A 26973-nucleotide genomic window follows, 5' to 3' on the forward strand; every position below is an offset into this window, starting at 1 on the left:
GATGCTCGGAAATTCCTGAGTCCTTCCCAATATAGCGCATTACTTGTTCAATTAAAGTTTATTAGAGGTCATCTCATGGTACATCAAAAAGCTACACTCAAAGAAAAGAAAACACACGGAGAAAGCGAAGTCTATAGTTTAGAGATAAACGGCCTTTCTCCAAAAGATTGTGGGAATGGACAATATATGGTTATTCATGGATCCAGCAAACCTCTTTATTTAGCTATTGCGTCAGATAGAAATGATTCGTATATCAAGATTAGTCAAGTATTGAAACAAGGGGCGAAAAATTGTCTTTCTGAAAGTCAAGTCAATTCAGATCTTGAAGTTGATGCACCCTGCGGAAATGAATTTAAGCCAACAGGGCAAAAAGTATTATTAATTTGTGCTGGCTCTGCAGAATCCGTCATGAGAAACATGTATAAAAATTTAACATCTGAAGGAAAAGAGGTTTCAATTATTTATTCCGCAAAACAGCTTGAAGATCTTCCATTTCCAAAGTTAATTTTGAAGCTCAATCAAGATGCACGACACTATATTTCATTTACAGCAGAACAAGGAAATCAGTTTAAATCAGGACGTATTTCAGAACATTTAAAGACAAAAGATATTGATCCTGAAACATCCATCTTTGTTTGCGGCCCGGTAGGATTTGAAAATGATGTAGTTAATATATTACTTAGTAAATCCCATTTAGCGCAAAATATTCATCTGAGTCATTGGGGCAAAATCATTCCTGTAGATTCCTCTTGCCTTGAACAACGAGGTTTTAAAATTCCCCAGCAAAAATCTGAAGTAGAACACCAACAACAAGCAACACCAACAACAGAATATTATCTATAGGCTAGAGTACTGAAATGGACTTCCTCTCGCCCTTAAGTTAAGAACTCCCTTAGGTAAACATCCCATCAGCAGCGTTGCCGTTGCCATCATAAAAACAGCCAATATTCAGTCATAGATCATGGAACTTTTTTTTCAATTTGGGGCTGAAATTAAACCGGTGCGATTTTTTTGAACTAATATTGATACTAAGTGAGTACTGACTTACGGTGCTTGATTATGGAAATTAGGGATAATTGGGGCAGCAACACGCGGATGCCGTTGCTTTTTATAGGTCACGGCTGTCCTATGCATGCAATTCAAACCAATAAATTTACCTCGAGTTTACATGCATTAGGTAATAAAATCCCTCAGCCAAAAGCAATCGTATGTATTTCAGCTCACTGGCTCACCGAAGGTTCGTGGGTTACCCATATGCCAAATCCTAAAACGATTCATGATTTTTATGGGTTTCCTAAAAAGCTGTTCAATATCTCATATCCAGCCCCTGGTTCCCCTGAAACGGCAGAACTGATTCAAACGATTGTGACAAAGACACCAATTCATTTAGATGACGGGCAATGGGGATTAGATCATGGAACCTGGTCGGTGATGCGACATGTATATCCTCGTGCGAATATTCCTATCGTGCAACTGAGTATCGCCATAGAGCAACCCGGGGAATTTCATTATCAAATTGGTCAGCAATTACAAGGGTTACGTGAACAAGGCATTCTGATAGTCAGTAGTGGTAATCTGGTACATAACCTTTCTAAGATTAGTTGGGAATGCAAATCAAGGCCCTATGATTGGGCAATAGAGTATGATGAATGGCTCAAGGAAAAGCTAGTCACTCGAGATTTTATCGCTTTGCTCAATCATTATGATCAGACCGAGGCAGGTCAATTAAGTGTTCCTACAACGGATCATTATTATCCATTGCTCTATATTTTAGGTGCAACACGAAATGAAGATGAATTGGTTTTCATTTATGAGGGAATTGAGAACAGTTCGATATCCATGCGTTCGTTTTTTTGGGGATAAAGAAGTACCCTCTCAATAAGGTTGGCAAATACACAGCCTACATGCTGCGGGCAAGCAGCAGAGGAGAGGAACACATCGAATTAGTCCGCACTTATTGAGAAATTACATGATTAATACTTAACTTTTTTAGCTAATTAACCAATAATAAATAAATCATATTAAAAGGAATTATAAATGCAATCTCAAATGGACAACCCTCCGCTTCAATTAGCGATTATGTCTCGGTGGTATGTGGTTTCAAGAGCATTACATGCCATCGCCAAATTAGGCATCGCGAATCATCTTGCATTTGGACCTAAAAAGATTGATGAGTTGGCCAAACTCACGGAAAGCAAGCCCGAATTGCTGGATAGGGTTTTAAAATTTTTAACAAGTTATGATTTATTTAATTACGATAATGGCTTTTATTCGTTAACCGAATTATCTAAACCGCTTCGGGATGATGACCCTCACTCAATGCGTGATGTATTGTGTATGGTTGATGATGTTTGGTGGCAAGCTTTTTCTCAGTTAGATGCCAGCCTTAAGACCGGGACGCCTGCGTTTGAACTGCAACATGGAGATGATTTTTTTAGTTTTCTTAGCCAACACCCAGAGAAACAGCAAAATTTTGATAGAGGGATGGCGAAATTATCTACATATGATGAAACAGCTATCAGCCAAGCATTTAATTTCTCCATTTTTTCGAGCATTGTCGATATGGGGGGAGGCCGAGGAGGGCTTTTGAAAGCAATCACCAGCCAATATCCTGAGTTAACAGCAATTCTTTTTGATACACCGGCCGTGATTTCCCAATTGGATCGCAACAGCTTTTCTAAACAAGTTACCCTTCAAGAAGGGGATTTTTTTGCGACAATACCCCAAGCAGATGCTTATGTGTTTAAGGGGGTTTTGCATGATTTTAATGATGAAATGATGCACAAAATCTTAAAGAACTGCGCACAACAAATGCCTAAAAATGCAACCTTATTTATTGCAGAACAAGTCATGCCCGATGACAATAAGCCACATCCAAATAAAACGATGGATTTGGTGATGATGGTTTTATTAGGAGGACGGCAACGTACCTTATCCGAATGGCAAAAATCAATTGAACCCACTGGGTTTATTTTTAAAAACAGTTATCCAACGAATAGTTTATTTACTTTAATGGAATTTAAACCCAAATAGTTTGAGGAGCGCGGCACAATTTAGACAGTTAATGTAAACCCTCATCCGCCCTGACGGGTACCTTCTCCCCTATGGGGAGAAGGGAAATTCCTGGATTTACTCTAGGTTACAATTATTCGGGATGCAACACCGAGCAAAAAATATTTTGTGGATCATACTGCTCCTTTAATTGAACCCAATCATCATAGCGGTCTTCGAAATGAAGTTGCCAAAAGTGTTTATCCGGAGCATCACCTAAATATCCAGAAAGATAGCGTTTACCTCCTTGCGGTAGAAAGAGTGCATCCAGGCGTTTGATGGTTTCCAAACAACTTGGAATTAATGCTTTTGGTAAACCGGGATTCAGGATCATCAGGGCAAAAATATCTTTACCTTTAGGAAGTTGTAAAAATCCCGTCGGAGAGGGTGAAGCAATTCGTCCAACATGTACTACAGTAGCATAGTGTAAAGGCAAAGTAGCTAATAACTCTTCCAGGTTCTCTAATTGTGCACCAGATATAAAACACTCGTACCATGGATGTTGTAGCTCCCATTGCCCAGTCATTTTCATCGCATTAAAGCGCGAATCATGGCGATGTAAATAAGAATGGATTAATTCATCTTGGGTATGTAAAAGTCGCCAGGGTTTTAAGCCTAAATCACTGAAAGCTGGAGGATCATTATCATATTCCACAGCGACATGCAGCGCATAAAACCATTGCGCAAAAGGGAGGCGACCTTGTTCCGATAATTTTGCGCCTTGTACTGCTGGTGTGCAAAATGATTCCACATAATCTGCATTTGTTTGGCATAAAAACATGTCATGCAACCATTCGTTCTTATCGGCATAAAGCAAAAAAAATGTTCTCACCTTTTTGAAACAAGGTCTTAAGGCAATGCGCGCTTTGGTGATCAGACCAAAGCGTCCTTGCCCGCCCAAACAAGCAGACATTAAAGGCGAATGCTGTTCTAGATGGACCACTGTTCCATTTGCTTGCACCACTTCTAAGGCTTTTACATGAGCCACAACGCTACCGTATTTTGATGATGCAGCACCTACGCCTCCTGCAGAGAGCACACCGCCAACGGATAAATTACAATTATGGGGAACTACATAAGGAACCATTGATTGTTTTAACGAGCTTTCTAATAAAGATGCCCACGTGGCGTTGGCGTCAACCCAAATCGAATCCGCATCAGCTTCCGATGTATCGTTGAAGTGCCTCATACTCAGGATTAATCCACCTGGAACTGCAAGCGATTGCCCGCTTTGGCTCATTCCATTGCCACGAACTGTGATAGGCAATTGATGGTTATGGGCATATTGGATAAATGATTGCAGGTCTTCAATGGTCTTAGGCTCGAAGACGGCTACAGGGTTGGAGTGTATGAGTTTACCAAAATCTTCATGAAATAAAAAAAGCGAGTGCTCATCGCTGAGCACCGCTTGTCCAAACTCTTTTTTACACTGCTTTATGTGAAATGAGTTCCACTGGTTCTTTGTTTGCAGCATCTTGATGATTCCTTTGTTTTGCCAATTCGAGTCTTCGATTACAAGCAATAATCAATCCATCAAACATCTTGTTAAATGCATCATAGCATCGGTCTACCATTTTTAATGCTTCGCGGCGAGTGTGGATAGGTACTTTTCTCGAAAACAATGATCGTTCCATTTCTTCTTCAAACAAGGCATGGGCCATTTCTACTTCTAAGTGTGATGTAGAGAAATATTTGAGGTTTTTATCTTCTCCTGTTTTTTTCACTTGTTTTGATACTTTTTCAAAGAAAACGTGTCCTGATGATTCAATAGTTAAAAGGAGAACAATATTGAGAATTTCATCATTCGCTTTATAAACTTCTGCTAAAATAGCATAGGCGGCATCACGAGTTAATTGAGTTTCTTTACTATAAAGCCAACTTACATCATTTGTATCATTTGTTGAATCGATATTAACTGCTCCCATATATTTTTTATCATGCAGAAACCATTTTTCATGGCCTGCGTCTTCGAGCCTATGATGACGAGCAACTTTTCTTAAGTAGGGGTCGTTAACTCGTTCTTCATTTATTCTTAAAATATCTTGGAACGTCATTGCCCAAAAGGTTAGTTCAGGAACAAAGTAACTCAATTCTTTTAAACTTTTCAATTGTTCGAGTATTTCAAAAAAAGGATGATTCATGAATTCTTGTTGTTTGGAATCAATATAATCTTGTATGATTTTCATAGCCATCTCCATGAGAATAAATTTGTTGGACAATTTTAACAATGCATGACGCATACCAACTTTTTTTTCTCTTTTTTGCTCGAATACGATAAAAAGGGGGGAATTTGCCCCTTTTTTTCATCCAAAAGCAGTGTACTCCGTCAATAAAAATGAACAAAAAAACACCATAATGTCAAATTTTTGACAAAGAAGTCCCTTGAATTTTTTAACATATTTTAAAATTCAGTTTAATTATGCCAATTTTTTGTCATATTGTTTAAGTTCTTTCTCTACTTTATTCCAATCAATCGCTTCAATTCGCTCCACTTTGTCGCATATTTTATTTAAAAATTGTGCTTGTAACTCCCCATGCGCTTGTGCCTCAGCATATGGAGTATTGGTAAACATGACCAAAACGTGTTTTGAAACATAATGTTCTGGATATCGATGCATTAATTCGTGTTCCAGCTGTTTCTTTAAGTTAAATTGCTTGTCTCTAATATCAATTTGAATTTCATGGAAGTTATCCAGTGACATTTGAGCCACCGCATCAGTATTTACTTTCCTCGATTGGTAAAATGCCGGCATGACTTGCTTCCAGTCATCATGATATTTATCCAGAAGGTCATTTAAAATACGACAGTCTTCAAAAGCACTATTCATTCCCTGGCCAAAGAAGGGGACTACACCATGAGCGGCATCTCCGATTAATAAGCATTGATCTTGGTAATACCAGGGGTCGCATTTTATAGTACTCATATTACCCATAGGGTGTTGCGTAAACTCTTCCAATAAATTAGGCATTTGCGCAAAAGCATCTGGAAAGGATTCTTTAAAAAAGGTATTGATTTTCAATTCATTATCCAGTTCAGCGAAGCTGTTTTTTCCTTCAGTGGGCAAGAACAAGGATCCTGTAATCGACTGGTTAAGATTGGGATTGCCTAGCAATAAAAAGGCATCTCTTGGCCACAGGTGTAAATGTTCGTGAATGAGATGATTTTGTGCAGGCTCTCCAATGGAAAGCTCTTTGTATCCATAAGGTAGGAACGTTCGTGAGGCATGAACTAAATGTTTTGCCCTTAATTGTTCACGAACGCATGAACCTGCGCCATCCGCACCAATTAAAAGCTCATATTTTTGTTTTATGAAGGAACCATCCGGTAATTCAAAAGTAACCCTTTTTTTGTCGACATCCAAATCAATGAGTTTCCTGTTGAAATTGAGTTTAACCTTAGGAAATTTTTCTAATTCATTAAGCAATAATATATTGAGTTCATTGCGTTGAATGGCATTGATGTATTCATCATGATGCCGTCCAAAGGATTGGAATTTAATTTGTCCCTGAAGTTCATGAATCGCACGGGCGCGCATAGGAACCATGAGCTTTTTCACCAGCGGCATGATGCCTACACCTTCCATGCCGGTAATGCCACGACATGACAAGGCCAGGTTGATGGAGCGTCCATCATCTGTACTCATAAATCTTAGATCAGGCCGTGCATCAACAAGCTCAAGTTTATAATTTCTTTTGGCCAGATAGAGTGCGAGTAAAGTTCCTGCCAAACCCGAGCCAATAATGGTTACCTCTTTCATTCCATTCTCCTTTATAACAATCGCAGCCGTATGTGAGGCTAGGTTTCAATACTGCCATTTTGGGAAATATTCCTTCGCACTAAAAGGGAGCGGGTGTCCGCTAGGGCGGATGAGGGTATTGCAACGAATGAACCCTCATCCCTACCCCTCTCCCACCAGTGGGAGAGGGGATTCTTAACCTCATGCCAGCGACCTGTGTCCCTGTTTAGCTATTTCCTTAAAAGCAGTGAACCCTTCCAAATCATATCGGGTAACAAAGTACTGCGACTGCTTGTTTCAATTAATCAATCAATGCCACATAAAAACTCTCTTAATACTTCTCAACCTAATTTTTACCAGCAAAAATCATACCGATTTGAACGAATCATAGGAAATATAAATGGAGCATCATACCGAGCCACAGCGAGGAGATCCCTCGCTACGCTGGATGACGGGTAAACGTTTCGGGATGAACAGGAGGAAGCTCGAGATGACTTAGAGGCGGCTTCGGGTGATGTGGCGTTGTAGCGATTCTAAAGATGACCAAGAATAAAGTCGCGTAATTCTTCTGGTTTTTGAGGCATGGCAAAATAATATCCCTGAGCGTAATCACAACCATGTTGCATAATAAATTCACGTTGTAAGTCGGTTTCTACTCCTTCAGCGAGTACCTCTAAATTTAAGCTATGCCCTAAGTTGATGATGGCTCGTGTAATGGCGGCATCATTTTCCCGATTGACTAACTCACTAATAAATGAACGATCAATTTTTAATTTATCTACAGGAAATTGCTTGAGATAAGATAAACTGGAGTAGCCAGTGCCAAAATCATCGATGACTAATTTTGCTCCCATGTCTTTTAATTCATACATGGTTTCCACAGCATGTTTTACATTATCGACAAGTAAGCTTTCAGTCAGTTCCAATTCCAGGAATTTAGCTGGCAGGCCAGTTTCAAGAAGGATTTTTTCAATGACTTCAGATAAATGTGCTTGACGGAATTGCCGTCCCGAAATATTTACAGCAACGGTTAACTGATCATAACCTTGTGCGTGCCAACGTACCAGTTGGCTGCATGCTTCGCGCAAAACCCACAGACCAATATCAAGAATTAAACCATTTTCCTCAGCCATGCTAATAAAATCATTGGGTGGTACATCGCCTAGAATATGGCTGTGCCAGCGCAATAAGGCTTCAAAGCCAATAATTTTGTTTGTAGCTAAATTAATAAAGGGTTGATAGACCAGATGAAATTCATTTCTCCTAAGTGAATCACGTAACGCATTATCGAGTTGCATGCGGTTAATGATGCGCATGTTCATCTCTTTATCATAAGTGCGATAGGTATTGCGACCGCTGTCTTTGGCATGATACATCGATAGATCGGCACTTTTCATTAAAGATTCGTAATCATCACCATCTTTAGGAAAATAGCTAATACCGATGCTGCCGGTAATTTTTAAATTGTGCTGATCAATTTGAATGGGTCTTGCGATTGAAGTGAGAATTTCTTCTGCCTTTTGTTGCGCTTGCATTTCAGTCGCCACATCTTGTAATAAAATGACAAACTCATCACCGCCTAAGCGGCAAACGGTATCAAAATCATCTGTAGCAAGAAGTAAGCGGTTGGACACTGCTTGTAACAGTCGGTCTCCAATGCTATGCCCCAAAGTATCATTAGTCATTTTGAAATGATCCAGATCAAGGAATAAAAAGCCTAACATAGAACCTTTTTTCTTCGCTTGTAAAATGGCTTGATCCACACGGTCAATTAATAATACTCGGTTAGGCAATTCAGTGAGTGAATCATGAGTTGCTTGTTGGATTAATTGTTGTTCCATCTCACGTCGTTGCGTAATGTCGTTAAGAATACAGACATAATGTTTGACGTTATCAAATGAATCCCTAACTGGAGCGACACTCACTTCCGCCCAGAACACTTCGCCATTGCGTCGGTAGCTTTCTAACTCCACTGTTTCTTCACGTAGTTCCTTAATTGCCAGGTTAATTCGCTTTTGATTGACATGCTCCATTTTGCTGCCATGCAAAAAGGTAAGATTTTGTCCTAATATTTGTCGTTCACTGTATCCAGTGATGCGCTCGAAGGCTTTATTAACATAAATAATCGGCAAATTGGGTTTGGAAATATCAATGATAACTACAGCATGCGTACTTGCTTCAATGGCACGTTCTCGGATGCGAAGCTCATCTTCCTCCATTAGTTTTTGGGTTATATCCCTAAAACTGTATACTCTGCCAACAATTTCAGAACCTATCCGTTGTGGTTGCGTAAAGCGCTCAAAAATTCGTCCGTCTTTAAAATGTAAAACAGGTAATTCTCCTTGCCATTCTGGATTTTCATAAAGATACTTCACATCAGCGATGACTGCTTCGGGATTACTTAGCTGTTGTAAGATGTATTCAAAACCGATACTTTCGGTACCCGATTCCAACATATGGGAGGGAATTCGCCACATTTCCACGAACTTTTGATTCCAATCCACCACCTGTCCTTTACCATTAACCATCATGATGCCATCAGCAGTCGATTCAAGAGTAGCGCGTAATAGAGATAAGGACTTTTCCAATTCTATGTTTTTTTCAAGAATGTTATGGGGTTTCACATTAATATTTTCTGACAGTGGGGCTTTAATAGAGCGCTGAAACTCAGGTTGTGTGTGATACCATTTTTCGAGTAGCGTGGAGAGATTAGGAGTTGGTGTAATCATTCCTAATTCTTCGCATACATTCGTAAGCGATGGTTCTCGGCCTTGTTTTTTAACTCTTTCTGCGGCGTTAGCCACCTTTTGATAGTCAATTTGACGTCTGGTCATGTTCCCTCACTCAGCCCCTCAACTACATACAAATTCGTGCATCTGTTGCTCTGATCCAGTTTTATCTTAAAGTATATACTGTTAATGCATTTTTTGCTTAAACCTAGATCAGGTGAGAAATTCTTTTGTCATCTTCTATGATTCTTTTGATTAAGACTTGTGAGAAGACAAAAAGAGATGAAAGCAAAAATGAGGAAGAATTAAGAAGGTGTGGAATAAAGAGTTCCCGCTCTCGCGGGAAAGGTGATTTAATTATTTTATTTTTTTCCCGGAGCAGCTGGAGCTGGAACGGATATCGGTTGCGATGCTTGTTTGCTTGCTAATTGTTGCACTTGAGAATTTACAGTTTGTATTTGCATCTGTAGCTGACTTTGTACTGTTTTTATCTGATTTTGCAATTGAGCATTTACCGATTGTATTTGTTGTTGCAAATCAGCTTGTACTTTTTTAATTTGCTCCTGCAGCTGGGTGTTCATCTGTTGGGTTTGCTGTTGTTGATCGGTTTGCAATTGTTTTAACTGGCTTTGAATTTGTGTATTGAATTGTGATATGTCATCAGCAAAAGCAATATTAGCTAAAAAGACCGTACAAAAAAGCGATTTTGCCAAAATTTTCATTACCCGTCCCTTAATCGAAAAAATAATCCGTCTTAATACTTTACCTAATCCTCTATAAATTGACTAGGATCTATTTATATTTCTAGCCTGCTCGATTGGCTGCAAGTTTAACGTTTAAAACCCAAATAGCAGAGGATGATGCCAATGAACAGATCAAATCCGACAGCGCTGTAGGCAATACTTTTATTTTGCACAAATAAAAGGGTCGCTCTATCAATATAATGCGGATAAAAAATCATACTCGCACCTTTTAATAAGATAATCCAGGCCATAATCGTGATTAAAAGTCGCCAGCTCCATTGCCAAACATTATGGCCTACAACCATCAGTAAACCCAGAGTAAAGGTCCAAAACCCCAGGACGAGCATTAATGGACCATCCTTTAACAACTCTTGGACATAGAGTGTAAATTGATGCAGGTTGATTAAAATGGCCAGACTGACCACAATTAGATAAATCCCAAGGACCTTACTTAAAAACTTCGATGTGTCCATTTGAGCACTCCTATTATTCCTCTTATAATTCAAGTGTAGCCCAATAGGAATTTTGTGAGTGTAATAGCTTGGATGCTTTAATGAAACCTGCGTTGAAGCAGGTGAAATCTTGACCCGACAAAAAGACTTTGCTTGCAATTAAAAATGTTCGGCCAAGGCCCAAACTACTACAAATGCAGCTTCTGTAATTGCTATCGAGCGCTAATACACCGATACTTCATTTCTTTGTTCTTCCTCCGCCATTTTCATTACATTTCGTGGGTTTGGCGGTGGAAATAAGCTTTGACTTTGCGCATAGGTGCGTGCTGAAAAATATTCTTCGGTCAATGTTTTTGCCTTCTCTACAAGTAATTGGAATTTTTCAGTCAGTATTTGGATGAATTCGCTGAAGTTATAATGGCTTAATTCGGCCAACATCAGACGATTATCTAATGCTTTGGATAAGGGTTGTCTGCCGTGAAATGTGGTTGGGTTTTGGGTCCCAATGAGGCAAAATCCGGGTTTTTTTGGTGGATTTCCTTCGAGGTCATAGCCTGAAAGTAATGCATTAAGTAATTCTTCATGCACTTGGGTATTGAATTCTTCAATAAAAACGATTTGTCCTTTATGAAACGCATCTAGGAGTTTCGCTTGTACTTCTTTAGGATTGGTGGGGGCAATGGTGTTGTATTCAACTCCTTTTGCTTTCAGCAACGCATAGACTAATTGACTTTTACCCAGACCGGGTTCTGCTTCAAGAATGATTCCATTGATACCTAATTCCTGATCCCAAAGACCTTTTATCTTTTTTTCTCGAATAAGCAACAACATTTCGATGCTTAATGCTATTTTCTTGCGTGAGTCAGTCCAAATGAATTTTTTATCAATCGTTTGAGGCTGTAATTGTTCTAAGACTTCTTTAAGTGACTTTTTTTCTTGTTTCCAGCTTTTTTCCTGCTTTATGTCAAGACGAATCGATTGGCTCAGTTTTTTATCGAGATTTAATGTTTTGATTTCACTTAAAATGGCATAGCGGATGAGAAAATCATGGGATAGCAATTTAGTTTGCGACAACTCTTTTAAGATGAAAAAGCGCAGACACATCATTTGCGCATTGCGGGAGGTAATATTCAGTCCGGCATCTTGTGCTTTGATATAGTAGGTTTGAATGAGATTGAATAAGTTTTTTTCATAATCATAGTGCTCAAGTAGAGGACTTAAGATTTTATCCAAGGGTTGCCCTTCAAAGGACAAATAATGGGGGAAGCGTCTAAATAAATCAGGCTCAAAACGTCCCTCATAATCAGTCGGATTACCTGCAAAGATAATTTTATGTTTTTTTAATGGGTAACAGGTTCCTTCATACCAAAACTCTTTATCTCCTCGTGCAAGTGCTTCGAACAATGCATAATGATTCTGACTGATATTGGCTTCATCAAGAAATAATATGGGTTGTCTCGTATCCTGATGCTCAAGCCAGTCTTTTACTCCGGCCAATCCATGATAGATTTTAATAGGTTTGAGATGTTGCTTACCGTACTGAGGCAGGATTTTCTGGACAAAATAGCTCTTCCCAGCTCCAGTTTTACTCGTTAGAAACACAAAGGAATGATCGTCCAGATAGTTCATTACCATTTCAGGAGTAGTTGGCTCCGCATGGTCAGGAAGAATTCCTGCTCGGCGCTCTAGTCGCAGGATTAAATGATCCAGCCATTTTTCATGCTGGGTTGGGTCCTTAGGCAAATCAATAAAATGGCTATGACATGATGTCAGTTGGAGCCGTTGGTAGGTTTTCTTTAACTGTTCTGCTAAACCAGGCGTTAAGCGGGCGAAATCTTCTTCAGGTTTGTACTCATGGGTTGTCTTATGGACAGCTTTAAAAGGAGCTGCATGGTCCGTAATTAAGGTGATGTTTGGAGCTGAAACCGGTTCACCATTGACCCAAAGTGTGGGTGGATCAACGAAGAGGGTCTGTAATTGTTGGGCAAAAGTTGTTGCGAATTGTCCTTTGAGAATTACCGGGTTGCCCCCTTTAATGGCTTTTAGTAATTCAGTGTCTTCACCTTTAAATTGTTTGTCTTTTAATGATACATGAAAGAACAAACTGTTAAAATTGGTTTTAGGATCAACATTGATGGTGATGGTGCCTTCAGACCTATATTTTTTCTCTGCATCATCTAAATCATTGGAAATAATGAGACGGCTCTTTTGTCCTAATGGTTCTATGGGAATTACCCATTTTTTTAATGGCTCAGGAATGAATACCTTAGGTGTTGCTTTAATCGTTAGGGCGCAGGATGCTTTTTGGGCTTCCCTTAAGAGGCTATACCACTGGATTTCAGTTAAATTATCAGTGACGATCAATTCAAGAGCGGGATCTGCCGCAAAAAATCCCGGCAGCGGTTTAAGCGTATGCTTTGCAGTGATTTTGTATTGATTAGAAAATAAGGGCAGAGTTGTCTGGTTAACAATTCGCTTTTTTGCAGGCGTTTCTTTAGGCGTAATCACCTCGGGATAAATACTCAAATCAGGTTGGGCAAATTCCAGGTGAAAATCCTTATGCAACTCATGCCATTCGCCATTAAAGAAAAAGCGCTTTTTAGCCATTAATTCTTTGATCAAGAAATGGAATTTAGGGTCTTCAAATGGCGCATTATGCAACACCAACTTGGTGGTTTTATTTTCAGATGCCTTCATGAGCGCACCCGGTGCAATGTCTAAAGTACCCTCATTAAAAGTATGCCGTCCTAGAAAAATGGACTCCCAATTGAGCGGCGAAGGGAAAAGAACATCATCATCGCTTATCGGTTGATTTAATTTAATTTCTGGCAAAACGATGGCAGGGAGTTCAGGTGCTTGGCTGATTGCATCAAAACGAGAATAAAAATCATCACCCATTTTGCATGCGGAGCGTTCGTCCATTCCTACGACAATATGCACATTAGAGGGGATAGGGAGACCTCCGAGATTACGGTCTTCATTATCAATAATGCTATTTAAGCTGACATGACGTGCTTTGGGATCAGACCAGTTAATGAACCAAGTAAAGGATTCATTTGGATTTAATGTTGCATTCTTTAAAAATTGACTTATTGGGCTATCTACTTTCTGATCCTTGTGATGCTCGACCCTCGTGTGATGAAGCACCAGCGAATCCAAGTCTCGTGAAAACAACGTGTTTTTGCACAGCAAGGATGCTTGATGCAGCGCTTCTATACCTTGATTGTTTTTAAAAATAAGCCATTGTCTTACGTGCGAATCTTTAGCAGAAAGTTTCTTTGCCAGTTCATCTGCATTTTGGGCTTGGATCGGGAAGTTATTCCAGGTTTGAAATCGATTGCCTGCTTTTAAGGGAGGGATGGTTTTCTTTGTTGTCGCTACAGATTCTTCCTGAGTCTTCGCTTCTTGCCTTTTTTTAAGTGATGGGATCGGCAGGTTAATAATGTCCGCTGCTCCTCCACCTAAATTCAAAGTAAAACGTAGGCTTTTGTGGTGTACTCGTATGAATTGGTGAACGTCGTTATCAATAAGACTGGCACCGATGTTCAAGGCATCCGCCAGAGCAGAAAAAAGTTGCGCACGGTGTCTACAAACCCCGGCTCGTTTTTTAATTAAAGCATTCAAAACATCAATCACATTACCTTTTATATCCGACTCTGCCGATTCTTTTTCAAAACGGCAATGTTCGGCTAATGCTTGAATACGTTCTATGACATCAAGTTGTAACAAGCTTCGATATGCTTCACAGTCAACTAATTTTCCTGTGGCATCAAAAGATAATTGGGATATCCATTTGAGATGTTCTTTGGGAGCCTTTTGGTCCAGGGTGAAATCAATATTATTCCTTGGTTCAAGAATGTAATTCACTAGACAAGATTCTACTTTTTTATTGAACTTTATGAAGTAATAACCTGAAAAATTACACCTTTTAATTTCAAAATCAGGATGTTCTGCTGCATAGTCAATGAGTTTATCGTAGGCACTTAAAGCAGGTAATTGAAGCCATCTGCCGACTTGGGGATTTTCAAAAATAAATTGACCATACACCGTATTTTTAGGTGTATCTGGATGGTCAAACTGTTCTTCTAATTGTTGTGTAGAGCGTTTTAAAGATTCAGAAACGGGTGCTAAATGCTTTTCTTCAGGGACATAGGGTCTAAAGCTTTTGGTGGGAGCAAACCAAAAAAATGACTCAAGGTGATAGTCTGAAACTAGAGGATCTGGACCTTCTTTGGCTCTGAAAATTGTTCGCGCAGGTAAGGTGGGGATGTGATCGTTTTTACCAATATGTCCATCAAGCGATAAAGAACCATCACTCGGTACCACCAATTCTTGGGATTTATTTGAGCTCTCTTCTAAAAATTTTATTTCAATTTGAGGATAACTCCCTTGAAGCCATTGTGATGTAAGTCGCTCCATTTTATTTTGGGGATTAGGATAGGATATTGATTTTAAATTAGGTGCCACTTTAATTAATTGATTTAACTCCGCAAAAGTCAATGCCTCTGAAGTAAAGGAAATGTGCGTTAAAGAGGGAAGCGACCCAGGATTCAAACTATTAAGCAGGTCAAGGAGATTCGAGGGATTATTAATTTTAATCTCATATAAATTAGGTGCCGCGGCTAAAAGGTTAAGTAATTGTTTGGTGTTTAGATTATTTTTTAGGGCAATGAACTCTTTTAAATTGGGTAGCGAATTGGGTGCAACATTGATTGACTCGATGTCAATGGAGCAAGACGACATGTCAAAATGGGTTAAATTCGAAGCACAATTCAGGAGATTTTGGAGTTGTCCCGCAGTCATCAATCCGTGCGTGATAACCATTTTTTTTAGAGCTTTGAGTGGATTCTCTAATTGAATTAGAGGCGCTTCATATTCCATCCAATCAAACCCGGATATGATTAATAATTCGAGATTGGGAGCCGAATTAACAAGCGTGTAGAGATCATCAAAAATAAGACTGGCATTGACGCACAGTTCCTTTAAATGAGTCAGTGGCGCCTTAATTGTAAGGGGGCTATCCCAAGGTCCGTAACACTTAGATAAATTGAGCTCAGTTAAATTGGAAGTTGCATTAATTAAATCGCTGATTTGAGAGATCGCCATCCACTCATTGACCAGCGAAATGGTTTTTAAATGAGTTAATTTTTTAGGATTAAGTGCTAGCGGAGTATGATGTTTCACCGAGCCATTCAGAAGACAAAGAGATACCAAATGAGGTGAGTTATTTAATAAAGTAGCAAGATACTGTGCAGAAAATCGCACTTCTTGGGCGAAAAAAAATCTTAAAGCAGTCGTTAACAGGACTTCATCATCCGGGTCTTCTTCTGCCTCATCGGGTCCAAATTCACAACAGTCTATGGACAGTGAAAATAGGTTTTCTCTTCGGTTGAGAAAAGAAAATAAGGGTAATCTGTTGTTGGCCAAAGAAATATGGGTTGGTTTTTTGAGTAAGTCAGGATAATTTTTTAGTAAAAAGGAAAGATAAAGATTATCGCGTTCTTCAGCGATATTTAGCGCTTGAGCCGATTGCAAAAAAGTAGGAATTGGTTCTCCTGGGTTTCTGCTGGAAATTTTTTCCTCAAAGTGCACGTATTTTTTTCGCCAATCTGTATCCGGATTAGGTGCCGTATCAAAAGACCATTCCAGGGCACTGTTTAAATCACTTTTGCACATTTCGCTGTAACCCAGTTCGCTGTACAGATGCACAAAATCGAGGGTGATGAAGTTGATAAAATGAAAAAAAGCAGTAGGGGAGTTTAAAATGTTTGCACAAAGATCATCAAATCGAGGTACATCCAAAACAGTAATGCGATCGCCGACAAGATTTAGTTTTTTTAGCTGGGCAGTTTCTTGAGTTGAATCTAACTTACAATACAGCTTATCGATGAGCGCCACTTGTTCCTCATCCTCTATTTTTTTTAAACCTTCCTGGGTCGGAACGTATACGGAAAAATTATCTTCAATTAATTTTTTTATAACACGTTGTTTCAATTGGAAATTTTTTGATGATTCATTTAAATTACATTGGAGAATGATCGACTTTTTCTCAAGTTGGGAGGCACCTATAGCGATGGTATCCCAGCATTCTGGATTATTGGCTAGCACTTTATCCAGGTTCAGAACTCCACCATTTGGTTCAACAGAAGATTCAATGGTTGGTAATTGATTCTTTTCATATAACAAGCCTAGCTCTTCGAGTATTTCAGTGTGGGTTTTCATTTAATTCCTGAACTTTATTTTATGTATGATGCGTATTTTTAATGGATAAAAAAGAGCAATTATATATTGTTTGTTATATTTTTGGGCATTATTTAAAAAATGATTTAGAGTCAATTCAGTCGAATTATTACTCATATTGATTATTTCTTTAGAGCGACTGGGTGCGAAGATTCTTTATAAGCGTACCGCATTAAGTATCTAGCGCAAATCAAGATAAGCCTCATAATTGAAATTAATTTTGGAAATAGTTCTTCCCTCATGATAGTGCCAGATCAATTTTCTCACTTGCTGAATAAGATCTTCCATTTTAGCGAATGATTTACAACCGTAAACTTTATGCTTCAACCAATGCCAAAAACGCTCTATTGGATTGTACTCAGGTGAATACGGTGGTAAAAAATGCAAGTCTACCCACTCATGCTTTTTGACAAATTTCTGTACTTTTTTACTTTTGTGTATCGTTCCATTATCCAAAATGATCGCAAGCTTTTTATTGGGATTTGCTTTATGAAGCTGATGCAGAAACATAATAAATTGCTGGCTGTTTCCTGAATCGGCTTGTTTCCAGTAAAATCGGCTCGTTCTTAAATTTAAAGCACCAAAAAGTGTTTTGCTCAGTCTATTTTTAACCGTATTTACTGTTTTTTTTCACCTGTTTTGAACCATCCACGGCTAACATATGGTTGATTAGAAAAATGGGATTCATCAGCAAATAAAACTTCCATCTCATTTGGAGTGTTTTGTTTTATCGCTGTCACAATCTCTGCAACTTTTGATTTCTTCTCCGTCGGTGAGGGAGCATTTTCAGGCATTGTTTTTGAAAAACGTTTATACACATAGCCATGTTTATTCAGGGCCTTCGCAAATGTTTTTTCACAGGCCCTAATGCCTTGCTTATCAAACCAATCACGTAGCAAATTAATTTGCCAACCGCTTTCCTGATAACCATAATCCTGTGGAGAGCGTTCTAACAATTCTTTAAGCCTGGATTCTATTGCCGGTGCTTTTTGCGCGGGACGACCAGATGCTTTTTTTGTCTTAAGACCCTCAATTCCCTTTTCAACATACCGGTTTAGCCATAACCGTATCGTGATAATATTTCTATTTAATTGTTTCGCTATTTCGGGCGGGGATTTTCCTTGGTCTGATAACAATACATAGTAGGCACGTTCACCAATGTTTGTATTTCTACCCAAGCGAAGTCTTGTTAATTCCGAGCGCTCTGCCTCTTTTAAAGATATCCTTATCATTTTTAATCAAATCATTTATTGTGGGATGACAGAATAAACAATATCACCAATTTGCGCTAGATACTTAATGCGGTCCGCTTATTAAGATCAATTATGCGATCCTTCTCCCCAAAGGAGAGAAGGTACTTATAAGTGGATGAAGGGGAATTTTTTCTAAAACATCCCATTACTATTTGCTGACTCAGCCGGAATGGATTGAATCACGTCCCAATGCTCATAAATTTTATTGTTTTCTAGACGAAAAATATCCATTATAGCTCGTCCTTTTGTTCCCGGTTCTAGAACAGAGTGAACATGGACAATCACATAATCTCCATCGGCAAGAATACGTTTGATTTCACTGTGTGATTGAGGGTATGTGTTTTTGAGGTAATTGATGTAGTTTTTTAAGCCTTCAATCCCATCTTGAGCCATAGGATTATGTTGAATATACCATGCGCCCAAGTAATTTTGTGCCGCATCAAAGTCTTTTTCATTCAATGCTTTTTGATAAAATTGGCTTACTATGTGCTTATTAGTCTCCTGAAGAGATCCTGCGACGCCAGAAATTGAGTGAATCAATAAACCGCCTGTTATTAATGACAACAGTATTTTTTTCATTATTGCTCCTTGTTAATCTAACAAATTGATTATAAATGGCTATTTAAATTAAAAAAGCGCATAATTTTGGTCAAATATATCTAATTTTTAGATGGATTAGAGTGATGAATGATGACTAAGGTCACTTTGGAACAATGGCGGGTATTACAAACCGTAATCGACGAGGGTAGCTTTGCTAAAGCAGCAATAAAATTGCATAAAAGCTAATCCAATATCAGCTATACCATTGCAAAACTTCAGGACATGCTAGGGTTGCAATTACTGCAGCTTGAGGGACGTAGGGCTGTGTTGACTGAACAAGGAGTGGAAATTCTAAAGTTATCGCGACAAATTACCCGGGCGGCAAAAAATGTTGAACTCGCGGCGCTTAATTTAAAATCAACCTATGAAAAATCATTGCGCCTCGCCATTGATGAGATTTTCCCATTATCTGTATTAATGGCCGTATTGCACCAATTCGCTCAGGAAAATCAATCGACTAAGCTCATTATCCATCAAGGCTTATTATCAGGTCCTAGTGATCAATTAGTTCAGGGGGATGTAGAGCTTGCTATTATTTCAAAAATTCCAGAAGGTTATACAGGGAATAAATTAATGGACGTGCATTTTCGTCCATACGCTCATCAAGACAGCCCCTTGCATCAAAAACAGGTTACTCTCGAAGATCTTTATGAGGAACGTTATCTCATCGCTCAGGATTCTGGAGCCAATCATAAACGAAATGAAGGTTGGTTAGGTTCTGAATTTCATTGGAAACTAAGTACCTTGGAAATGAAAGTTCAATGTGTGGCGCACGGGATAGGTTTTGCCTGGCTCCCACAGCAAATGGTCGAAGAGAGAAATTTACCGATCCTCCCTCTGATTATGGAGGAAAATAATATCAGAACGTACCCCGTTTATTTAGTACACCACCAACCTCAAGAAATGGGGCCCTCAGCGAAGCATTTGATTGCGCTCTTTAAAAAATACTCATCCCATTAAGGCGTGTTGACAATTCATCCCCACCGGCTACGTGCCGCGACTTGTTCGCGGCAACCAGCCGATCTTAATCAGTGGCAAATTTCTTCATAAAGATCATGCCATTCTGTATTTAGGTTCTCAATCAAATTTAACTTCCACTGCCTGGGCCAATTTTTGAATCGCTTTTCACGTCGAGCAGCTTCTATATAGGTTTCATGAACCTCATAATAAACCAATATATGTACATTGTACTTAGCTGTAAATCCTGGAATCAGGTTGTTTTTATGTTCCCATACTCGTTTAATTAAATCTGATGTTGAACCAGCGTATAGTGTACCATTTCGCTTGCTTGCCATAATATAGACATAAAATGACTTCATTTGGCTTCCTTGTTTTGATCAGAGTGTTGGACTCAATGCGATGATATCACCTAAATTTCACTGATTACATTGGTAGCCAAATATAGGAACAAGCCATTGCGAGCATTGACGCATCATTTCTCTTCAATTTATCATATCTTGTGGCAACAGCTCGAAAAAGTTTAAGTCGCGCAAATACGTTTTCAACTAGATGACGATATTTGTATAGACCCCAATCAATATCAGCATTCCCAGTTTTAGAGTTCGTCTTCCGAGGAATCATTGGAGTAGATGATTTTTGCCTAATCTGATCTCGAATTTCCTCGCTATCATATCCTTTGTCTGCAATGGTGTAATCAGCTTTAGGGAGTGTTTCAATGAGACCTGAAGCTGCTTTAGCATCATGTACCTCTCCGCCAGTCAATTGAAATTCAATCGGAAGGCGGCAAGCATCAACTGCCCTATGAATTTTTGTTGTATTACCACCAACGGATTTCCCTATTGCTTGATGTTTCTTTCCTATGGCGCCTGAGCTATGTTGATGGGCACGAACGATACTGCCATCAATAAATTCCCATTCAAGATCAGGATGTTGTATGAGCGCTTTGAAAATCATCATCAACTTGTTCTTTGAGGACCAACGATTGAATTGTTGATAGACAGAATTCCAAAATCCAAACTCTTTAGGTAGGTCTCGCCAAGGGCAGCCTACACGCATGCGATATAACATTGCCTCAACCATCATACGAAGATTAGGTTTGTCATATATCTGATGTTGTAGCATTATCTCCTTTAGCTTAGACCATAGCTCATCACTGAGCATCAGTCTAGCCATTGCAAACTCGTTTTATACTTGATATTGAAATCGATATATTATGAGTTTGCTCTTATTCATCAATCGATTAGAGCAATGAATTAAGTTCATCTTTAACTTGACCATTTCCTGGATGCCGCGAACAAGTCGCGGCACGTAGCCGGTGGGGATAAATTGTCAACACGCCCTACAATTCTCATCATCTCGAGATCTCTACGCTCAGGATGGCGTCGGATAGAGCCTAATGACATTAGGGATTATTTGGCCTATAAATAATAGATTAAAGCCACCTTTGATAAAGAGAATACTATGACCATATCAAAAATAAGTATTGTGCTCAGTGGATTGATGATTTTATTTTCTGTTACCGCACAGGGTATGACTGAAAATGTGTCACCATCTGATTCAGATGCAGCTCGAATCTCCATGTTGGAGAAAGCACTGGCGCCTCAGAAGTTAGACGGAGTAGCCAACTTATTTGCCAAAGCGAATAAACAACGTAATGGCGCTGTCCAATTCATGTTATTTTCGGATCAATTGAAAAAGAAATTTAAAGATCGTTGGCCCTATTGGGTTTCCGGGGTTTCTAGTCCATGGATAACTTCTTATAAGATTAAAAAAATGGCGCAAGGTAAAAATTCTTGGAAATTTAAGATCACTTACCAATGGGCAACTGCTGACGGACCATTTAATCCCCCATTGGTGCAGACTATAGTCGTAGCGCCTGTGCCTTCAAATATCAATTCATCACAAAAATTTTGGATCACTGAATTTAATGAGAAGTAACCTGTTAATACTATAATTACCTCAGGTACCCGTTTAAGGAATAAACAATGCATAATGGAGAGGATGTAATAAAAGAAGATGTTCAAAATATTTAATTTAGAAATCGGCTTGCTACTCATGAATTCAAAATAACAATAAAGAACGGTTCAAGTTATGATCCCAACCAAATAGTCAGTAGGCAGGTGTGGATTACAATAGAAAAAAATTCGATAAAAATGCAATATGGTCTATACCGAAGTAATTGGCCTGATGATTTTGAAACCGATTTAAAAAATGGTTATTTTAACCCCTGACATTTTAGGCCTTCTGTCGTCTTGGGTGCAGTTCAGAGAGCTTAGGGTATATCGTGTGATTTTGTTAGAAAACCCGGGTTACGGCGTTGCTTTCACCCAGGCTACAATTGAGATTTTATAAATCTTTTTTATTTCCTTAATGCAGCAATTCCCAGTGTCGCTGCGACACCTAAAATTACTCCTACTCCAATGGTGGTTGGTGAGAAAAAGCTATAGGGATTTACTGCATTCTCTTTTTCTTGCTTATTCTCTTGCGACGGTAATGTAAGTTTTGCGCCCTGCTCTTCACTCCCTGAAATTGGCGATTTTTCTTTAGGAGCAGTTACGGCTTCCACCCATTGCTCTGTCTGTCGCGAAGAGGGCACATCCACTTCACTGTCTGGAGATTCTTCTTTACCTATACTATTATAGTTTTGTGCCGCTAAAAATTTGCGCTCGGCGATTTTCTCTTCAGAATCGTAAAAAATTTCATTTTTTATAATCTCTATGCCACTCGGTGTTATCGGTTTTCCTACTATCGCAGTCGCTTCAATTTCTGTATATCCATTTTGTTGTAATTTTGAAATCTCGCTATCTAATGTTTCTTTGGTGGGAGAGAAACTTTCCCCAATCTGAAGATGTTCCTCATCTATTTGTCCTTCTGTCTTATTGTCATTCCAGGAAACATTTTTTTTCTCCTTCTTGGCTGCTCCCATTGTCGTGGATTCGTATTTTTTTTGCATGAAAAACCTCATTACTATTAGCTAAAATTAAAACAATTTTAACAATAAATAATTAAGGAAATATGAGCTGAGTCTTTTGTGAGTATTTGAGTTAATCATACATATTCCGTTCATTATGCTGGTACGCTATTAAAATCAAACCTAAACGTTTAATTGAACTATACTTAGAAAAGCAAAATATGAGTCAATTCCATTTACGGGATGCATACGGATGAACAAGGAACATCATCGGGAGTACATTAATGAGTATTGTTAGGGAAGCCTATACTCCTTATGTCCCAGTTCAATCACCGCTGTGGAGAGTATTGATACCACCCACAGCTTTATTCTTAATCTGTATTTTAATTGAGTATAAAACCAACTTTCTGGTGTTTCACACTCTGACTGAGTTAATTTCGGTGTTTATTGGATTAACTGCAATGACTGTAGCCGCCACAACGACACAATTCACCAGAAATCAGTTTGTCGTTTTTATTTCTTTAGCCTTAGGTTGGTGTACACTCCTCGATATCGCCCATATTCTCTCATATCAGGGAATGGATTTATTGCCTCAAGGAGGAGGTAATTTAAGCACTCAACTTTGGGTTTCTGCTCGTCTTCTTCAGGCTTTATCTTTTCTTTTTGCGATTTATTTTTTTAAACATTCCATGAAGATTTGGGTGGTTAATTTTATATTTTTTTTAATAGTTCTAGCTATTTTTGCAGCCATTTTTTCAGGTCATTTTCCAATCACCTATATTGATAATTATGGGGTGACTTGGTTTAAGCTTTATTGCGAATGGGGGGTAGTTCTTATTTTGACTATGACACTCATATTACTTTGGTATGAGAAAGCCATGATATCAAAAGAGCTGCTTTTATATATGAGCCTGAGTTTGATCTCCATGATCCTTTCCGATTTAGCAGTTTCAGATTATAGAAATTTATTTGGCATACAGAACATAGTCGGCCATATTTTGAAAATATACTCTTTTTGGTTTATCTACATCGCTTTAGTCGTACAAACCTTACGTCGACCCTTTGCTATATTGGCACGTGCTGCAACAACTTACGATAATATTCCTGATCCTACGTTTATTGTTCAAGCTGAAGGCACCATCAGCCAAGCGAACACTGAGGCAGGAAAATATACCCAGATTAAACCTGAGGAATTAGTGGGCCTATCTTCCCATAACCTGTTTCATAATAAGTCTGAAGCGATCGAGCAATGTGCCGTATGTTTGCAACTGCCGATCACAAGAAATAAATTTATTGTGGAAATTAAGACCGGAACAAAGGGATGGGTGGAATGCAGCTTGTCACCTATAGAATCTGATTTATTTCCCAATTCTTGGGTACAAATCGTAAGAAATATCACTTTTCGTAAAGCGCTTGAAGAAGAGCGAAAAAAATTGACCTACGACCTGGGAGAACGGATTAAAGAACTTAAATGCCTTTATACAATTTCAAATTTAATTGCGCTCAGCAGTTTAAATATTGAAGAACTATTTGCAAAAACGGTTAATGAGTTACCCTCTGCTTTTCAATACCCTGAACACATGGTAGCAAAAATAGAAAGTAATTGGGGTGTGTTTAGTTCAAATCCTGATGCAGAAAAATTACCTTATCAATTGGAAAAGGAATTTAGACTAAATGACGGATCTGCAATAAAGATAAATGTATATTATTGTGCTCCCCCTCATTCAGAGACCATTTTTTTACCCGAGGAAGTTTCTCTTTTAGACTCAGTAGCTACTCTATTAAAGACTACGCTTACCCGATTTTACTCGGAACAAATAGCAACCCAGGCAGAACAGCGATTTAAAGAAAGTGAAAAACGTTTCCAGGCATTTATTGAACAAGCACATGTTGGTGTCTACATACGTAATAAAAAGCGATTTTTATATGTAAACCCACGTTTTTGTGAGCTAGTTGGTCGAAATGAAAAAGATTTGTTATCAATTGGATTGCTGGATTTGATAGACGATGAAACAACAAGAAAATTAGTTCTTGAAAAATGGGAGCAATTAGAGCTGGGTGAATCGAGTATTACTTATAACTTACCTTTAACAAGAAAAAGTGACGGTACCTCTTTAATTTTAAGAGTTGATACGACGGTCATATCCTGGAAGGGTACTTCCCAGTTCTTGACCATAGCCGATGATGTGACCGAAATTCAGCACGCAAGAGAACAAATAGATCAATATGTCGCTCAATTAGAAGCAGCTATACAGGGAACTTTTCTTGCTGTTTCGTCGATGGTTGAACTTCGTGATCCCTACACAGCAGGCCATGAGCGTCGGGTGGGATTAATCGCCAAGGAAATTGGCAAAGAGCTTGGCTGGTCCGCGGAACGTTGTGCATCAATTGAACTCATGGGGTTAGTCCATGACATAGGGAAAATCTCAATACCTGCGGAAATTCTTTCCAAGCCAACTCGACTAACTGATGTTGAAATGGAGCTCATCAGGGCGCATCCACAAGCGGGCTATGATATTTTAAAAGATGTTCCACTTAAAGAGCCTGTAGCCGAAGTTATTTTGCAACATCACGAGCGTCTTGATGGCAGTGGCTATCCTCGAGGACTGAAAGGAAAAGAGATCTTGCCCGAAGCCTTGGTGCTTGCCGTAGCTGATGTATTGGAAGCAATGTCATCTCATAGACCCTATAGACCCGCTTTAGGTTTGAATGCAGCTATTGCAGAAATTAAACGTGGAAGAGGGATTCAATATGATGCAGATGCAGTGGATGCCGCATTAAAACTTATCGAACAAAATAAATTGCCACTTGAGCCGTAAAAAGAAAGTTGTATTGATTTTTTCTCACAAAGACTTTATTAAAAAAATCATAGGTCATTCCCGTCTTTGCGGAAATGGCCTGGATGTAGTTTGCTAATTATCATATCCTTCCAAACTATTTATTCAATCAAAGCGCTGACCGATGGGGAATCAGAGGGATTCCTTACTCTCTTTATTAGACAATCTCTTAAGAATATCAGTATATTAGATTATATTTTCAATCCAAAGGTGTTCTATGTTTCGAAAAACCGCTCCTTGCTTTTTTGCAGTTGTCATTGATGCTTTAGGTTTTGGACTCGTTTATCCAGTAATGACCGCCATATTTACAGCGGAACAAAGTCCAGTATTAAGTGCCAATGCGAGTATGGCAGTAAAACATTTTTATTTAGGATTAAGTTATATGCTTTATCCCTTATGCATGTTTTTTGGAACTTCCTTTATGGGGGATTTATCCGATGTGTGGGGACGGAAAAAAGTATTATTGTTGTGCATGTTGGGAATAACCATTAGTTTTCTACTTATGGGGGCTGGAGTTGCTTTTTCTTGTTTGAGTTTATTACTTATTGGCCGAGCTCTTTCTGGTTTAATGGCGGGTAGCCAACCGATAGCGCAAGCTTCTATTGCTGATTTGAGTACACCTGAAACTAAGGCCTTAAACATGAGTCTCATTTCCATGAGTTTTAGTTTTGGCTCTGTTCTAGGGCCCTTACTTGGCGGAGTGATGTCGGATCAACAATTACTGCCTTGGTTTACTTTTACGACCCCTTTTTTGATGGCATCATTCCTTGCCTTTATCGCTTGGGCTTGGATCGAACTTGGCTATCAAGACACTGTTTTAGCTTTATCTCATAAAAAAATATCCTTTTTTCGTCCAGTACAAATTTTCATAGAAGCATTTGAACATCAATCCGTTCGCATTCTGGCATTAGTTTTTTTATTGATGCAAATGGGATTTAGCCTTTATTTTCAATTCATCATTGTACATATGAAGACAGCTTACCATTACACCAATTGGCAATTAGGTGCAGTTCAAGGCATGATCGGTTTAGGTTTTGCTATAGGCATCCTTATTGGCATGCCCCTTTGTGTTAAACGATATAAGGTCCAGCACATCGCTTTATTTACCCTTGTACTCACGGGCTTAGGTCAATTACTGGTGTATGTGATGCCCATTTCATTGTGGCAATGGCCCTTAGCGGTGGTTATCGCAACTTTTGATATTATGGCCTTTGCTTGTTTACTAACGCTATTCTCCAATGCGGTTGATGCCCAATCGCAGGGGTGGGTGATGGGCATATCAGGCGCTGTGATGGCTTTTGCGTGGATGGTTACCGGATTTGGCTCCAATTTATTATCCCTAATCTCCAGTGCTGGTTTGATTGTCATCGGAGGCGTGTTGCTGCTTGTTTCGGCACTCCTCTTACTAAAAAATAATTGAGAAAAGCCCTATTTGATACTCAAATCTGACTTTTCTTCAA

The 26973-nt window shown here is 38.9% G+C and carries 21 protein-coding genes; 8 read left to right on the forward strand and 13 right to left on the reverse strand.

All coding sequences use genetic code 11. From position 1 onward, the window contains the following. The first annotated feature begins 75 nt into the window (after nucleotides 1-75). From OQJ26_RS07280 to OQJ26_RS07290, 3 genes are all read left to right on the forward strand, one after another. Nucleotides 76-843: a ferredoxin reductase domain-containing protein gene (locus OQJ26_RS07280; protein ID WP_265703207.1), complete on the forward strand. Its 768-nt coding sequence runs from the start codon at nucleotides 76-78 to the stop codon at nucleotides 841-843. Between the two features lie 216 nt (nucleotides 844-1059). After that, nucleotides 1060-1863, forward strand: a complete 804-nt coding sequence (gene ygiD, locus OQJ26_RS07285; RefSeq protein ID WP_265703209.1) for a 4,5-DOPA-extradiol-dioxygenase — start codon at nucleotides 1060-1062, stop codon at nucleotides 1861-1863. A 174-nt stretch (nucleotides 1864-2037) separates the two neighbouring features. After that, complete coding sequence (locus OQJ26_RS07290) at nucleotides 2038-3033, forward strand: methyltransferase (protein ID WP_265703210.1); 996 nt, start codon at nucleotides 2038-2040, stop codon at nucleotides 3031-3033. A 112-nt stretch (nucleotides 3034-3145) separates the two neighbouring features. On the opposite strand, the gene OQJ26_RS07295 is transcribed toward OQJ26_RS07290, so the two are convergent. The 10 genes from OQJ26_RS07295 to OQJ26_RS07340 all read right to left on the reverse strand — a co-directional run bounded on the left by OQJ26_RS07295 (nucleotide 3146) and on the right by OQJ26_RS07340 (nucleotide 18784). Then, complete coding sequence (locus OQJ26_RS07295) at nucleotides 3146-4525, reverse strand: FAD-binding protein (RefSeq protein WP_265703211.1); 1380 nt, start codon at nucleotides 4523-4525, stop codon at nucleotides 3146-3148. Beyond that, complete coding sequence (locus OQJ26_RS07300; protein ID WP_265703212.1) at nucleotides 4476-5237, reverse strand: hypothetical protein; 762 nt, start codon at nucleotides 5235-5237, stop codon at nucleotides 4476-4478. Before OQJ26_RS07300 ends, OQJ26_RS07295 begins: the two co-directional genes overlap by 50 nt. A 231-nt stretch (nucleotides 5238-5468) precedes the next feature. Beyond that, nucleotides 5469-6809: an FAD-dependent oxidoreductase gene (locus tag OQJ26_RS07305; RefSeq protein WP_265703213.1), complete on the reverse strand. Its 1341-nt coding sequence runs from the start codon at nucleotides 6807-6809 to the stop codon at nucleotides 5469-5471. Nucleotides 6810-7321: 512 nt separating this feature from the next. Continuing rightward, entirely contained in the window at nucleotides 7322-9622 is a 2301-nt protein-coding gene (locus OQJ26_RS07310) for a bifunctional diguanylate cyclase/phosphodiesterase (protein WP_265703214.1), read from the reverse strand. Between the two features lie 257 nt (nucleotides 9623-9879). Beyond that, nucleotides 9880-10239 (reverse strand): hypothetical protein, encoded by a 360-nt coding sequence (locus OQJ26_RS07315; RefSeq protein WP_265703215.1) that lies wholly within the window; start codon nucleotides 10237-10239, stop codon nucleotides 9880-9882. Nucleotides 10240-10346: 107 nt separating this feature from the next. Beyond that, entirely contained in the window at nucleotides 10347-10733 is a 387-nt protein-coding gene (locus OQJ26_RS07320; protein WP_265703216.1) for a hypothetical protein, read from the reverse strand. A 201-nt stretch (nucleotides 10734-10934) separates the two neighbouring features. Next, a complete protein-coding gene (locus tag OQJ26_RS07325; protein WP_265703217.1) occupies nucleotides 10935-16934 on the reverse strand; it encodes a P-loop NTPase family protein in 6000 nt (1999 codons plus the stop codon). A 198-nt stretch (nucleotides 16935-17132) separates the two neighbouring features. Further along, nucleotides 17133-17552 (reverse strand): IS630 family transposase, encoded by a 420-nt coding sequence (locus OQJ26_RS07330; protein ID WP_322783961.1) that lies wholly within the window; start codon nucleotides 17550-17552, stop codon nucleotides 17133-17135. 17 nt (nucleotides 17553-17569) lie between these two features. Continuing rightward, complete coding sequence (locus OQJ26_RS07335) at nucleotides 17570-18184, reverse strand: IS630 family transposase (protein ID WP_265703218.1); 615 nt, start codon at nucleotides 18182-18184, stop codon at nucleotides 17570-17572. 153 nt (nucleotides 18185-18337) lie between these two features. After that, nucleotides 18338-18784: a nuclear transport factor 2 family protein gene (locus tag OQJ26_RS07340; RefSeq protein WP_265703219.1), complete on the reverse strand. Its 447-nt coding sequence runs from the start codon at nucleotides 18782-18784 to the stop codon at nucleotides 18338-18340. 108 nt (nucleotides 18785-18892) lie between these two features. Here OQJ26_RS07340 and OQJ26_RS07345 point away from each other — a divergent pair, with 108 nt between their 5' ends. Both OQJ26_RS07345 and OQJ26_RS07350 read left to right on the forward strand, forming a co-directional pair. Further along, nucleotides 18893-18991 (forward strand): LysR family transcriptional regulator, encoded by a 99-nt coding sequence (locus tag OQJ26_RS07345; protein ID WP_265703220.1) that lies wholly within the window; start codon nucleotides 18893-18895, stop codon nucleotides 18989-18991. Between the two features lie 78 nt (nucleotides 18992-19069). Then, entirely contained in the window at nucleotides 19070-19765 is a 696-nt protein-coding gene (locus OQJ26_RS07350; RefSeq protein ID WP_265703221.1) for a substrate-binding domain-containing protein, read from the forward strand. A 68-nt stretch (nucleotides 19766-19833) separates the two neighbouring features. Here the strand turns inward: OQJ26_RS07350 and OQJ26_RS07355 are convergent, their stop codons facing one another. Together OQJ26_RS07355 and OQJ26_RS07360 are read right to left on the reverse strand one after the other, a co-directional pair. After that, nucleotides 19834-20124 carry a GIY-YIG nuclease family protein gene (locus tag OQJ26_RS07355; protein WP_265701926.1) on the reverse strand — a complete coding sequence of 97 codons (291 nt, stop codon included), beginning with the start codon at nucleotides 20122-20124 and terminating at the stop codon, nucleotides 19834-19836. Between the two features lie 64 nt (nucleotides 20125-20188). After that, nucleotides 20189-20938 carry an IS5 family transposase gene (locus OQJ26_RS07360; RefSeq protein WP_265703222.1) on the reverse strand — a complete coding sequence of 250 codons (750 nt, stop codon included), beginning with the start codon at nucleotides 20936-20938 and terminating at the stop codon, nucleotides 20189-20191. 288 nt (nucleotides 20939-21226) lie between these two features. On the opposite strand from OQJ26_RS07360, the gene OQJ26_RS07365 reads away from it, so the two are divergent. Then, nucleotides 21227-21703: a hypothetical protein gene (locus OQJ26_RS07365; RefSeq protein ID WP_265703223.1), complete on the forward strand. Its 477-nt coding sequence runs from the start codon at nucleotides 21227-21229 to the stop codon at nucleotides 21701-21703. Between the two features lie 421 nt (nucleotides 21704-22124). On the opposite strand, the gene OQJ26_RS07370 is transcribed toward OQJ26_RS07365, so the two are convergent. Then, nucleotides 22125-22718 (reverse strand): hypothetical protein, encoded by a 594-nt coding sequence (locus tag OQJ26_RS07370; RefSeq protein ID WP_265703224.1) that lies wholly within the window; start codon nucleotides 22716-22718, stop codon nucleotides 22125-22127. A 242-nt stretch (nucleotides 22719-22960) separates the two neighbouring features. Between OQJ26_RS07370 and OQJ26_RS07375 the strand changes: the two genes are divergently transcribed. Both OQJ26_RS07375 and OQJ26_RS07380 read left to right on the forward strand, forming a co-directional pair. Further along, a complete protein-coding gene (locus OQJ26_RS07375) occupies nucleotides 22961-25495 on the forward strand; it encodes an MASE3 domain-containing protein (RefSeq protein ID WP_265703225.1) in 2535 nt (844 codons plus the stop codon). A gap of 235 nt (nucleotides 25496-25730) precedes the next feature. After that, entirely contained in the window at nucleotides 25731-26933 is a 1203-nt protein-coding gene (locus OQJ26_RS07380; RefSeq protein WP_265703226.1) for an MFS transporter, read from the forward strand. Nucleotides 26934-26973: the final 40 nt, after the last annotated feature.

This window comes from Legionella sheltonii (genome assembly GCF_026191355.1).
GTDB classification, from domain to species: domain Bacteria; phylum Pseudomonadota; class Gammaproteobacteria; order Legionellales; family Legionellaceae; genus Legionella; species Legionella sheltonii.